The sequence below is a fragment of the Thermoanaerobacter thermocopriae JCM 7501 genome (assembly GCF_001310975.1).
In the GTDB taxonomy this organism is placed as follows: Bacteria; Bacillota; Thermoanaerobacteria; order Thermoanaerobacterales; family Thermoanaerobacteraceae; genus Thermoanaerobacter; species Thermoanaerobacter thermocopriae.
In genome coordinates this window covers 1-13,881 of the sequence record NZ_BAZY01000023.1, presented here as the reverse complement: position 1 = coordinate 13,881, position 13,881 = coordinate 1, and the positions used below count along the sequence as shown (strand labels likewise).

The 13,881-nt window shown below is 35.2% G+C and carries 9 protein-coding genes and 3 pseudogenes; 1 reads left to right on the top strand and 11 read right to left on the bottom strand.

Annotation, left to right across the window (positions count from 1 at the left end):
* Positions 1-17: 17 nt before the first annotated feature.
* From JCM7501_RS08990 to gpmA, 6 genes and pseudogenes are all read right to left on the bottom strand, one after another.
* Positions 18-1,054, bottom strand: a pseudogene (locus tag JCM7501_RS08990) (FAD:protein FMN transferase).
* Positions 1,055-1,091: 37 nt separating this feature from the next.
* Entirely contained in the window at positions 1,092-2,060 is a 969-nt protein-coding gene (locus tag JCM7501_RS08985; RefSeq protein ID WP_028992229.1) for a polyprenyl synthetase family protein, read from the bottom strand.
* Between the two features lie 13 nt (positions 2,061-2,073).
* Positions 2,074-2,630: pseudogene (locus JCM7501_RS08980) on the bottom strand (Gx transporter family protein).
* On the bottom strand, positions 2,602-2,982 hold the full coding sequence (locus JCM7501_RS08975) for a NusG domain II-containing protein (protein ID WP_012996060.1): 381 nt from the start codon (positions 2,980-2,982) through the stop codon (positions 2,602-2,604). Before JCM7501_RS08975 ends, JCM7501_RS08980 begins: the two are co-directional and overlap by 29 nt.
* Before the next feature lie 24 nt (positions 2,983-3,006).
* Positions 3,007-4,796, bottom strand: a pseudogene (locus JCM7501_RS15940) (FAD-dependent oxidoreductase).
* A gap of 354 nt (positions 4,797-5,150) precedes the next feature.
* Positions 5,151-5,906: a 2,3-diphosphoglycerate-dependent phosphoglycerate mutase gene (gpmA, locus tag JCM7501_RS08965; RefSeq protein ID WP_028992232.1), complete on the bottom strand. Its 756-nt coding sequence runs from the start codon at positions 5,904-5,906 to the stop codon at positions 5,151-5,153.
* A gap of 484 nt (positions 5,907-6,390) precedes the next feature.
* Here gpmA and JCM7501_RS08960 point away from each other — a divergent pair, with 484 nt between their 5' ends.
* Positions 6,391-8,007, top strand: coding sequence for a ClC family H(+)/Cl(-) exchange transporter (locus JCM7501_RS08960; protein ID WP_038002090.1), 1,617 nt, complete (start codon positions 6,391-6,393; stop codon positions 8,005-8,007).
* A 111-nt stretch (positions 8,008-8,118) separates the two neighbouring features.
* Here JCM7501_RS08960 and JCM7501_RS08955 read toward each other — a convergent pair whose 3' ends face one another.
* From JCM7501_RS08955 to JCM7501_RS16655, 5 genes are all read right to left on the bottom strand, one after another.
* Positions 8,119-10,839 (bottom strand): calcium-transporting P-type ATPase, PMR1-type, encoded by a 2,721-nt coding sequence (locus tag JCM7501_RS08955; protein WP_028992233.1) that lies wholly within the window; start codon positions 10,837-10,839, stop codon positions 8,119-8,121.
* A gap of 461 nt (positions 10,840-11,300) precedes the next feature.
* Positions 11,301-11,951 carry a hypothetical protein gene (locus JCM7501_RS08950; RefSeq protein WP_012996065.1) on the bottom strand — a complete coding sequence of 217 codons (651 nt, stop codon included), beginning with the start codon at positions 11,949-11,951 and terminating at the stop codon, positions 11,301-11,303.
* A gap of 250 nt (positions 11,952-12,201) precedes the next feature.
* A complete protein-coding gene (locus JCM7501_RS08940) occupies positions 12,202-12,864 on the bottom strand; it encodes an ABC-2 transporter permease (protein ID WP_028992234.1) in 663 nt (220 codons plus the stop codon).
* On the bottom strand, positions 12,852-13,238 hold the full coding sequence (locus tag JCM7501_RS16660) for a P-loop NTPase family protein (RefSeq protein WP_256201332.1): 387 nt from the start codon (positions 13,236-13,238) through the stop codon (positions 12,852-12,854). The genes JCM7501_RS08940 and JCM7501_RS16660 overlap by 13 nt, the downstream gene beginning before the upstream one ends.
* 39 nt (positions 13,239-13,277) lie before the next feature.
* On the bottom strand, positions 13,278-13,721 hold the full coding sequence (locus JCM7501_RS16655; protein WP_256201331.1) for an ATP-binding cassette domain-containing protein: 444 nt from the start codon (positions 13,719-13,721) through the stop codon (positions 13,278-13,280).
* Between the last annotated feature and the right edge of the window lie 160 nt (positions 13,722-13,881).

Sequence of the window (13,881 nt, the reverse complement as noted above, 5' to 3'; positions counted from 1 at the left end):
TTTCCCTCCTGCAGAAATTATTTAGTCATTAAAACGTACTCAGGATCAGTGATTTTAAAGTTGCCTTTCAGGCCAGAGGTTATATATACTTTTTTATCATCTGTAACAAATACAGCTTGTACTCTCGGTAAACTTTCTGCCAGTTTCAAACCTTCTTCTAACCCCATGACAAAAATTTTGAAAGAGCATCACCAGCAATAGAAGTCTCAGCTATTATTGTCACACTGTACAAGTGACTATCTGCAGGATAACCTGTAAAAGGATTTAGTATGTGATGATATAACTTCCCATCTTTTTCAAAATACCTTTCATATACTCCAGAAGTAACAACAGCTTTATTTGAAACCTCTATTATGCCCAAATATTCGCCCCTTGGTTTAAAAGGCGTTTGAATACCTATGCGCCAGTTACCGCCAGCAGGTTTTGTTCCTATTGCAATGACATCCCCACCCAAATTAATTATGGCGTGTTTTACACCTTCTTTTTTCAAAACTTGTGCTACTTTATCTGCCGCATATCCTTTGGCAATACCTCCTAAATCTATACTCATACCCTTATTTTTCAGCATAATAGTCCTATTCTTTTCGTCCAATATTATATCCTTATAATTTACAAGAGGAAGTTTTGCTTTTATTTCTTCAGGGGAAGGTATTCTAGCCTTATCAGTTCCTATATTCCAAAGTTTTACTATAGGTCCTACTGTAATATCAAAATACCCCTTTTCAACATCAGAAAAATGCACTGCTTGCTGTATTACATAAAAGGTATCGGCCGAAACCTTAACAGGTCTAATACCTGCATTCTCATTAATTTGACTTATTTCACTATCCTTTATGGTAACACTCATCTTTTCTTCTACATCTTTTATAGCTTTAAATCCCTCATCTAAAACTTTTTTTGGCACATTATCGTATATGCTTATTGTACAATAGGTATCTAAAGCAAATTGTGTATCAGATATAGGTTGTGAATTTTTATTTGAACACCCAGAAAATACACCAGCAACAGTAAAAATTAGAAGAAAAATTGCAACAAAAGTTATTAATTTTTTCATCCAATAATCTCCTCCAAAAAGATGTTACATCTTTTAATTAATAATTCCTATATAAAAGTTTACCAGTAACTTCTATTAAAACTTGTTTAGGTGGAGAGTCTTTCAACATAGAGATTTTATCAAAAGCCTTTTCAGTATATTTTTGTGCCAGCATTTTTGACTTATCTATCCCGCCATTTTGCTGAACAAATTCAATTATTTGTTGGATGTCATCATCAGAATAACTTTCTTTTTTAAGTAATTCTAATATTTTTTTATCTTTATTCTTATCCAGCGAATAGATTAAAGGCAGAGTAAAAACCCCTTCTTTTATATCATTGCCCAGAGATTTTCCAACTACAGCCTCTTGACCAGTGTAATCTAAAATATCGTCTATAATTTGAAAAGCCATGCCAATATTGTAGCCTATACTTCCCAATGCTTTAGCCAAGCTTTCGTCACACTTGCTTTCATAAGCTCCAACATAAAAGCTTAAAGCAAAAAGAGCAGCAGTTTTCGCAGCTATTCGCCTCAAATAATCATTTATCGTAATGTAGATATTATGACGACTCTCAAATTGTCCAATTTCACCTTTGCATATCTTTGAGACCACTTTTGACACTTTTTTTAGATTACTAACAGTAATATTATCTGATAACAACAAAAAACTCTCAGAAAAAAGGAAATCTCCTATAAATACCGCATAATCTTTTCCATATTCTGCTTGGATAGTGGGCTTGCTTCGCCTTATCAAAGCATTATCAATTATATCATCATGTACCAAAGTCGCCATGTGGAGCATTTCTATAGCAGCTGCTAAAGGCAATATTTTCTCTCTATCGTATTCTCCGAATTTCCCGGCTAAAATTACAAAAGCAGGTCTGAGCATTTTACCACTATTGTAGATCATATCTAACAATATATTCCTGATTGATTTGTTAGAGTTTTTAATACGCTTTTCCATTATTTTTATAACTTCAGTAAGCTCACTTTTTATCTCTAAATTTTTATCCCAAAATTTATCCATCTAACCACCTTGATCAATGTAAATTTAAATTTTTTAATTTTCCCAATCGTTTAAATAACAAATTTCGCAGTAAGTCCCACAAAAAACGCCAGTTCCTATTCCAGCTATCATCAAAATAGGTAAATACACCATTATATTAATATTTTGCACTACAAGAGAGGCCACCAACATTTGCCCAATGTTGTGAAATACGGCACCTATAACACTTACACCAACTTCACTTATGTTTTCTTTACCTATACTCTTGGCAAAATACATAGCAAAAAGGCTTAATACTCCCCCTCCTATGCTGTAAAAAAAAGTAGAAGGTAAAGAAGCAAAAAGAGTTGCTAACAATATTCTCACAAAAAGCACAATAAACGTATCAAAGAATCCAAACAAATACAAAGATATGACCGTGATTATGTTAGCAAGTCCTAATTTAGCACCGGGAGCAACAAAAGGAACAGGTAGCATTCCTTCTATAATATATAAGATTAGAGAATTAGTAGCAAGTATTGCGAGAAAAACCATTCTATGAGTCTTCGACATAGTTGTAGACTCAATAGACAACTTGGTCGACTTCGGCATTTTTAACACCTCGTATCTCTACAACCATTCTAAATGGCAAACATACTATACTTTGCCCCGGTTTATCAATAAACCCTTCTTTCATACAAATTTTGTCTGGACATTCAGCTTGAATAACCTGTATTCCACCATTTTTAACCATCAATACATTTTTTCCATACTTTGTAACTATAGGTATCTCTTCTCGATAATTTACATCCTCCAATGATACCTCTTTATATATCTTTCCGTCTACCATTATTACCGCATATTTGTGGTGATAATGTTGGGTTGTTGATATTTTATAAAATACCAACAACCCAATAGCTAAAACAACTACAAAAAGCATAATTAAGATATCGCCTTTTTTCACACTAAATAACCCTCTTCCATCCCATCAACTGATATAAAGATACGTTTTTCGTGCAAAATAAGTCTTTTTCCACCAATTCTTTATCCAAGGTATCACGTAATAATCCAGTCCAAAAGCTCTTCCTGCCCCTCCCATTAAAGCTATAGCTGCAAATATATACCATAATATAGACTTATCTGCCATCGCAGACAGTATAAAATTAAGTGCTAAGAATATAGAACCAGCTGATGCAAGAAAAGTAAACAAACCTGCTATTAATGCCAAGCCTATTGCTACTTCTGCAAGCACTACCATTGCTTGGAATAAGAAGGCATGAGGCACCACAAAAGTATCCATAAACCATTTGTAAAAAGCTGGAGGTTCTTTTAACAAAGGTTGCAAGGTCTGAACAGGAGTAGCAGTAGTAGTAGCATTAGCAGTGGCACCAGATACATCAGAAGTAGTTATAATAAATATCTTCGAAGGATCAAGCCATCCTTGCTGTATTTTGTTTATCCCTTCTATGAGCCACAAAGCTCCCACATATATCCTTAAAAGGACAAGCCAAAATACAGGAATATGCGCAGCAATATGCCCTCCCAATATTGAACGATTGTTTTTAATTTCAAAGAACTCATGATAAATGTATGATAGCATTGCATTAAAACCTGCTACACCAAAAAGATAATGGATATTTACAAGGTGTTTCATTGCCATAGCTAAAAAACCTGTCAAAGACACACCCATAATTTCAGCCACTGCATACCTGCTTCCTATAGAACCATAAAGCCATGATATTTTGGCTTAAAAGGTTGTTTCTCTCCTCCTTTTATATCAGCTACTATATTGTATACTACAGTTTCGGCAGACTGCAAGGCAGTCTCTACAACTTGTGGAATAGGTTTACCATCTATCTCATAATAAGCCAGATCTCCAATCACATAAATGTTTTCTTTGTTTACTGCTTGCATGTATTCATTTGTCTGAATTCTAGATCTTCTACCTAGCTCTAAACCAAAATTCTCAGCACATTTATTTCCCTGAACTCCACAAGTCCAGATAAGAGTCTTTGTTTCGATTTTTCTGCCGTCTTTTAAAACTATATAATCTTTTGCTACTTCCACTATAGGAGCATTTGTTAAAACTTCTACACCTTTTTTAGCCAAAAATCTGGTAGCTTTTTTAGCTAATTTTGCATTTAAATTAGGAAGTATGGTATTCAAGGCTTCTACTACCATAATTTTAACATCCTTGTAATCCAGATGATATTTATCGCACAAACTTTTCGCCCATTCCATCAATTCACCTGCAGTTTCAATTCCCGTAAACCCTGCGCCAGCTACTACAAACGTAAGCATTTTTCTTTTCTTTTCTGGATTACTTTCAACGCTGGCTTTTCTAAACATCTCCTCAATATGTTCTTTTGTCTTAATAGCGGCTTCTAACGTCCCTACTGTAAATCCATACTCAAATACACCAGGTACGCCAAAATCACATGGCTCACTTCCAATTCCTAAAATCAAATAATCATAGTGATATTCCCCATCTTTTCCAATTACTCTGTTTGTTTCACAATCAATCTTTTCCACTTCATCTATTATGACTTTTACCTTTTTATTTGCAAAAATTTTGTGTAAATACACGCGGACACTATCAGGTTCTATTCTGGAGCCGGCTACTTCATGTAAATCTGTTAACAATGTATGATAAGGTTTTTTGTCAATAAGAATTATTTCTATATTGCTCTCATTTTTAAATTTTTTGTATAGTAATTTAGCGGTATGTACACCCCCATACCCGGCCCCAACAATGACAATTCTTTTATGCTCACTCATACAAAACACCTCTCGTTTGATACAATTATAACAACATTCTTTCTATAATATTTTACTAAACAAATTGTAGTTTGTCTATAGTTTGACAACGAAAACATTATCTTAATGTTCTTTTAAAAAAATTTTAAAGGGATATACTTTATAAAAGTATACCCTCATATGGTATAGTATCTTTCTGCACTTTTACCACTATCAACTCTTAAAATATCTTTTTCAAAAAATGCTTAATTTTAAACCACCATTAAAGTAATTTATTACTCATCTTGATCAAATAGAACAGCCAATACAAAAGTGCTTCGCGGCAATTCTGCAACAAGCATAAAGATAAGCTGCAAGTTACTTCCTACCAATATTTTAAGAATTCCCTTGAACCTTTCCTTGTTTAGCTACCAATTCTTTCTTCTCTTTTACCTTCTCTTCATCGGCAAGATAATAATGCTTTATAGGCTTTAAATCACCATCAAGCTCATAAACTAGTGGAATTCCTGTAGGAATGTTTAGCTCCATTATCTCTTCATTTGAAAGATTGTCAAGGTATTTTACAAGCCCTCTCAAACTATTTCCATGAGCAACTATTAGCACTTTTTTACCTGATTTTATAGTCGGTGCAATTGTGGACTCCCAATAGGAAGTAACTCTGTTAATTGTATCAATCAAATTTTCAGTAAGGGGAATTTCTTCTTCAGAAAGGTCAGCATATCTGGGGTCAAAGCCGGGATATCTCGGGTCATCTTTTTCTAAGGCGGGTGGCCTTACATCAGCAGACCTTCTCCATATTTTTACCTGCTCTTCTCCGTATTTCTTGGCAGTTTCAGCTTTATTGAGCCCTTGCAGTGCTCCATAATGCCTTTCATTGAGCCTCCATGATTTATAAACCGGTATCCACATCAAATCTAATTCGTCAAGAACAATCCACAAAGTTCTTATAGCTCTTTTTAAAACCGAAGTAAAAGCGCAGTCAAAAATATACCCTTCTGCCTTTAAAGTCTTGCCACTTTCCCGAGCTTCTTCAATTCCCTTTGGAGATAAATCAATATCCGTCCAGCCAGTAAACCTGTTTTCCATATTCCACAGGCTTTCTCCGTGTCTTAGCAAAACAACTTTATACATATTTTATCCCCACCTTTCATATTTACAAACATTTTCTGTCTTTTCCCACTCTATCCTGTTTTCTTAATTATATCTCAATTATCAAGCAATTACAACGACAATAATAATTATTCTTATTTAAGATTTATATGTATCCGCTAATCTATCTTTAAAAAGTAATATCTATTTACATAATTTTCTTACAAAATAATAGGTATTGCCAGATTATTTTAGTTTGACAATACCATCTTGCGGTTTATCAGCCATTATACTACGCAGATAGTTTTATTTCAAATTCAATTTCATGCAATATCGGTATATTATCATAATCCCAATTAGATCTTTAGTTTCGCTGTAGAGAGTAGTTTAACATCTTTTATATAATTATATAACTTAGCTCAATCCTATAAAAGTAAACCCAGCAATTAAAATGCTTGATCTTGTAGTATAATGATAATATGAGGAAAATAAAATTCATTCATTTTATGCTTTGGGAGGGATCTTATTGAATAAAGGTAAAAGTATAACATTAAATACCTTAATACATTGGGAAGAATTTCGTAAGCGCATTATAGTTGAAGGCATTACAACAGGTTTTCTTGTGGGATTGATTATTGCTATTTTAAGATATATTCTTGAAAAAACAAATATTCTTGTAATAACTGTATACAAAATTCTTCATACAAATCCTTACTTATTAACTGCTTGGATAATTTTCCTTTCTCTAATAGGCTTATTATTGGGGATAATAGTGAAAAAAGAACCTATGATAAGCGGTAGCGGTATACCTCAAGTTGAAGGCATGATTATCGGTTATATAAAAGTTAATTGGTTACGAGTTTTACTGTTAAAGCTCCTAGGTACTATTTTAGCGATAGGTGCAGGACTTTCTTTAGGACGCGAAGGTCCATGTGTACAAATTGGTTCTTCAATTGGTCAGGGAATAAGTAGGTTATTTGGTAGATTTAGAGTTGAAGAAAAATACCTTATTACATGCGGTGCTAGTGCAGGGCTTGCAGCAGCTTTTAACGCACCACTTGCAGGAGTTATTTTTGCATTAGAAGAACTTCATAAAAATTTCTCCCCATTAGTACTTATATCTGCTATGGTTTCATCACTTACATCAACTTTTGTAGCTGGTAAGTTGTTAGGTATTAAACCTATTTTTAATTTCAAAAATCTTGCTGTAATGCCGCTTAATAATTATCTTTATCTTATTCTACTTGGAATCATTATTGGTTTATGTGGAATCGTATTTAATAAAACTCTCTTAAAAACTCAAGATATATACAACATGTTAAAAATAAAATCATATATGAAACCAATACTACCTCTTGTTATATCTGTTGCAGTTGGGCTATGGGTACCTATGGCAATTGGCGGCGGTGAAGGTCTTGTCGATACATTAAGTAAAAATAGTTTTAGCTTAAAATTTCTAATTTTGCTATTGATTGTTAAGTTTTTATTCACTATGGTAAGCTACGGCTCAGGTGTACCAGGAGGTATTTTTATGCCCCTCCTTATAATAGGTTCTCTGATTGGCAATATATACGGAACTGTAATAATTAATATAATGCATTTAAACCCCATTTACATCAAAGATTTTATCGTATTTGCTATGGCAGGATATTTTGCTGCAATAGTCAGAGCGCCCATAACAGGGAGTTTGCTGGTAACCGAAATGACCGGTTCATTCAGCCATTTGTTGGCCTTAAGCACTGTTTCTATAACAGCATACCTTTCATCAGATTTGTTCTCAAATATGCCGATTTACGAATCTCTGTTAGAACGTCTGCCAATAAAGAAAAAGCAAAAATCTATTACCGCCAATAAAAAAAGAAAGACGATCTTCGAAATGCCTGTTTGTGTAGGCTCAAGTTTAGATGGCAAAAAATTAAAGGATATTAGTTTGCCCCAAAATTGCTTACTTGTTGGTATAAAGAGGGGAACATACGAGTTAATCCCAAAGGGAAATACGAAAATTCTAGCCGGCGATTATCTGATAGTCCTTGCAGATGAAGATAAGGCTACGGAAATTAGAGAAATTTTGTTGAATATGACTCAAAATTGTATTTCAAATGTAGGAAAAGGAAATTATTATTCGCAGTACTATAAAGATTAAAAGAGTATTAATAAAGGAACACGGACATTTTCCGTGCTCCTGAGTATCTATTTTGAACAGTAGTAAGGAGACATAATGGGAGAAAACATGCGGTCTAAAATGCGATTAGGTTTACGAATTTGACAATGACCTTCTAGAAGACAAGAATATTTTGCTTATCTCCGCAGCGGCGAAGGGTATCAAACCGAATATGATGACAATATCCATTTCGTAGAATGATAGGTACGTCGTGTCGAAGATAGTTCTCAAGAACGGTACGTAGATTACAGCCATCAGTAGGATTAGTGAAATAAATGTTCCCCACAGCATAAAGCGGTTGGTAAAAAATCCAATTTTGAATACTGAATGAGTCTCAGAACGTGCCGAGAAAGCCCGCAAGATTTCGCTAAAAATTAGCGTAGCAAAGGCAAAAGTCCTTGCCTTTTCGATACTGTCGGTATATTTTAATGTAAAAACGAATATTCCAAGTACAGAAATAGTCATAAAAATGCTTTGTATCGCAATTTGCCGCCTCATACGAGTATCTATTATAGGTTCTTCTGGTTTCCTGGGAGGCTGTTGCATTATATCCGGTTCCTTCTTTTCCATACCTAGAGCCAGAGCCGGAAATGCATCTGTGAGCACGTTTATCCACAAAAGCTGAATGGGCTTAAGCGGTATAGGCAATCCCACCAGCATAGAGATAAAGATAATGAGGATTTCCGCAATATTGCAAGAAAGCAGAAAGAATATAAATTTACGGATGTTGGAGTAAATAACCCTACCCTCCTCCACTGCAGAAACTATACTGGCGAAATTATCGTCCACCAGAATCATATCAGCAGTTTCTTTGGCAACATCAGTACCAGTAATCCCCATTGCCACACCTATATCAGCTTTTTTCAAAGCTGGAGCATCATTGACACCATCTCCTGTCATAGCTACGATATGACCGTTATTTTTTATGGCTTCCACAATTCTGAGTTTATGGACTGGCGATACTCTCGCATAAACTGATACCTCCCTGGACTTTTGGAACAGCTCTTCGTCGTTTATGGAGTCAAGTTCACTACCTGTCAGTACACCCGCCTCGTTCTCAATTAGGCCTAGATCCTTTGCTATAGCAACCGCGGTGTCTCTGTGATCGCCGGTAATCATTATAGGACGTATACCTGCCATTTTACATGTTTTTATTGCTTCTACGGCCTCAGGTCGAGGAGGATCGATCATGCCTATCAAACCAACGAATACAAAATCTTTTTCAACATCTTCCGCCTTTAGTTCCTCTGGCAAATCATCCAGAGGCCTGTAAGCCAAAGCAAGCACCCTGAGAGCCTGAGACGCCATGGCTTTATTGGCCGCAATTATAGCTTCTATATCCTCCTGTGTTAGAGGTACCTCCTGACCAGCTTTGTAAATATAACTTGAAAGACTTAAGAGGACATCCGGTGCCCCTTTTGTATATGCTATGTATTTTCCGTAAAAAGGATGAATTGTCGTCATAAGTTTCCTGTCAGAATCAAAAGGAATCTCGTTAAGTCGAGGTTGTACCTTCTCCAGGTCTTCCACGAAAATTCCAGCTTTAGCAGCAGCAACGACAAGAGCTCCCTCAGTTGGATCACCAAGAATTCTCCAGGATTTTTGACCTCCGTGTTCGGTTCCGCTTTCTTCCAGCCTAGAATCGTTACACAGAGCTCCAATTTTTAAGAGCAGTTCTAAACATGTATCAGATTTTGGATCGATTTTGGTACCGTCCAGGTAAAATTCTCCGTAAGGCCTGTAGCCTTCACCGCTAATAGAAAAAAATTGGCCATTCGTAAAAATTTTAGTTGCAGTCATCTGGTTCTGGGTGAGAGTACCCGTTTTGTCAGAACATATAACAGTAGTACTCCCAAGAGTTTCCACAGCGTGTAGCTTTTTTACGAGTGCATTCCGTTTTACCATGCGCTGCATGCCGAGGGCTAAGACTATTGTTACTATTGCAGGAAGACCTTCGGGTATAGCTGCTACCGCAAGGCTGACGGCAGTCATAAACATCTCTAAAAATTGGATGCCTCTCAAGAGCCCCAACAAAAAGACAACGCCACATATTATAAGGCTGGCAGTTCCGAGGATTTTACCTGTTTCTTCTAGTTTTTTCTGAAGAGGCGTGACTTCATCCTGGTAAGACTCGAGCATTTCAGCTATCATACCTATTTCAGTCTTCATACCCGTCGATACCACTATACCTTTGCCCCTGCCATAAGTAACGACGGTGCCCATAAAAGCAGAATTGGTCCTGTCTCCAAGTGGCATCTCTTCGTTGAAGACTATATCGGCATTTTTTTCAACAGGCACCGATTCACCCGTCAGCGCTGACTCGTCGATTTTCAGATTTACGCTTTCCACCAATCTCAAATCTGCTGGCACGTAGTTTCCAGCTTCCAGCAAAACTATGTCCCCTGGGACCAGTTCGCGAGCAGGGATAACCTGGACCGTGCCATCTCTTATAACCCGCGCCTCAGGAGCTGCCATCTTCTTTAAAGCATCTAGGGCTTTATTCGCCCTATATTCCTGTATTACACCTAGTATCGCATTTAAAATAACTATCATTATAATTACAGCCGAATCGATTACTTCGCCCACCAGCATAGATACCAAACTAGCAATGATAAGTATAATTACTAGGAAATCCTTGAATTGACTCAAAAACATTTCAAACAAAGTCAGCCCTCTTTTGCCCACAAGTTCATTGTAGCCTTGTTCCTTAAGCCTTTGTCGGGCAACATCGGATGAAAGTCCCTTTGACAAATGAGTGCTAAGTAATTCGGCAATATCCGTTGCATGTAAGGTATACCATTTTTTATTCTCCAATAGCGACCCTCCCTTATTATATCTACATTTATTATCTCACTTTAACCGCTATTTATTAATCGAATTTTAATTGACTTTTAACACTCTCACCTCCTTACAACAAAGGAGATAAAAAAACCTTTGACCTCAATTCCTATAAGGAATTAAGTCAAAGGTCTTGCCCTCCGCAATTATAAACCTGGAGGATAAAGCCAGGTAATCACAACGGATTACCGTGATGATGGCTTTATCTTTCGGCTACTCCCCTTTAACGTAAAGAATAATCTAATTTTTTATTTTCAGTACTTAATTATATAATAAAAAAATACTATTTGTAAAGAACGGATCTATTCGTGATGTGGTCAAAAGTTACTAGGTAAATAATACGCTGACGTTTTGCACAGTTCGCTTCGGTGATACTACCCTGATGAAAAAAAATAAAAAACGAGGAATTGAAGTAAACTGAGATGAAGATTTTGAGTTTACTCCATGTCTAAAAACATATTAATCACAAACCGCAAATTATCAAACCTAAAGAGTGAAAAGTTATCCCAAAAGATGCAGCTACCACATACCATCAACTTACCACCAGAGTCAAATCTCTTCTGGGCAATTAAAATAGGCGAATTTTTATTACTATCAGTAAAGCTTGTTTCTCTTCCTCTTAGTACCACATCTACCTCATCTTCAATATGAAGGGGAGCTGCATATGGAAATACCACTTCTTTTACATCCTGATTATAAAGTTCAATATTGTCTGTAGTGATTATCAAAAAGTCATCTTCTAAGTAAAATTTCTCATCTTTAACGCCTTCTGGTAATATATAAATTCCATAATCTCTCGTTATCCCGTTACAAATCTCAGATACTCCGTCTTTATTTCGAAAGTGTGTCGTAAAAATGATCTTCTTTTTATAACTTTCCAATAATTTTCTTATTTCCTTTTTTTCCTCATCAGTAAAAGGATTTTCTGGATAGTTAAACACTATTACATCATACTCAAAAAGCTTATCAAAATCTTCTACCTCTTCCATTATAATTCCTTTTTTAGAAAGTTCCCTATAAAGCCCTGAAAAGTAGTATCCATCTGACAGCAAAAACTCCCGATGTGTTGCACTCCATGCAACCTTCATCCTGCTTCCTCACCCAGGACAATGAAATTAACTTTGCCATAAATAAATTTTATTTATTTTATCCCATTTTGTCAAAAGGCTTACAAATGCCTAATTTGAAGTAAAGTTGCCTGTAAAATATAAGAAACAAGAAGCCAGTTCTTTTAACAAAGAACTGGCCCTTATTTATTTTATAAAAACCTATTTTATTTTGGTGCCTATTGATACCTGATAAATCTATAACAAAAAGAAAAAACACTCATCTATATTATTAAAACTCCCTATTTTTATAAAATTTTACAGATAATAAATAGAAAATCGTCAGTATAATAAGAGCTATAGCAGTTATAAGCAACATCTTTACTGTATCTGATTGATCCATTATAAAAGATATAATAATCTGAAACCAATCGTAATTTATAAGTTTTTTAAAAAGTTTTATAACATAAGATATGCCATAAGAAAACCCAAAAATCAAAATAATGTACATAATCCCAGAAAAACCATGTCCAAATTTAAACATTAAAGGAAGGTATATGCCATTTAGAAAACTCACCGCCAGTATGCCGTAAATTACAGCTTTAAAATTGATAGGATATACATGAATAGGAAAGCCTAGTACTTTTGTGGCTGCTGCAACTAACAAATAAATAGCTATGCCTATTGCTGAATAGACAAATATAGACAGGTATTTTGCCAATACAATTTCATGCCTTCTTAGAGGCAAACTATTTAACAAAATATCAGCTTTGTTTGTCTCATCAGCTGAGCTTGTTACTATCAGCCCCATGTATGCCATACCCACCACTATTACTACAGCTGCGAAATTTCTTGCTTCTTCTGGGAAAGCCGGCACCCATACTATAAGAAAAGCAGCAGTAAGCAGTAAAATTTTTTTGCTTATCAGTATATCCTTTAAAATCAAACTGAACATTTAAACTCCTCCTTTGTAAAATATAACATCACATCTTCTAAAGTAGGTTTCTCAACAATGACAGTATCTTTTAAAAGCTTTTTTATTTGCTTTTTATCCTTCACTAATCCTTCAAACCCAAACTTATTTTCCTTAATTCCTACGAAATATTTTTTAGTATCCTCATTTAAAACGTCTTTGCTGCCCTTGACAATGCCGTAATTTTCTACAATTTCATCTTTTGTGGTGCTAAATATTATTTCACCTCTATTAATCAAAGTAATGTAATCGGCAACTTTGTCTAAGTCAGAGGTTATATGAGTTGAAAAGAAAATACTTTTGTTTTCATCTTGTATTAAAGAAGAAAAAATGTCCAAAAGCTCACTTCTTATCAAAGGATCCAGCCTGAAGTCGGCTCATCCATAATGAGAAGTTCAGCTATGGGACAACGCTATGGCAAGGGCAAATTTTATTTTCATTCCCCTGGATAAACTCTTTATTTTTCTTTTAGCAGGTAAATCAAATTCTTTTAAATACTTCATAAAAGCTTCCTCATCCCAGTTTTTATATAGGGGTGCTATAACTCTTTTCATCTCTGAAATAGTTAATTCTCCATAAAAATAGCTCTCTTCATATACAAAGCCGATTTTTTCTTTTATTTCCTTTTCATGTTTTATATTGTCCAACCCAAAAATCTTGATTTCCCCTCCATCTCTTTTTAGCAAATTCATAATAAGCTTAATAGTCGTACTTTTCCCTGCCCCATTAGGTCCAATGAAGCCCATAATAAACCCTCGTGGCAGCGAGAAACTTATATCTTTCAATGTAAACCCTCTAAAATTCTTCCTTAAATTCTTAACTTCCAAAATTGGCTCCACCTTTTAGACCTCCTTATACAAAATCTCTAACATCTCTTTTATTTCTTCTAAGGATAAGTTTACTGCTTTTGCAGCTATAATCGCTTCTACTAATTTTTCTTCTACAATTTTTAGCCGTTTCTCACGCATTAATTCCTTGTTTTGCGCTGCTACGTAAGTG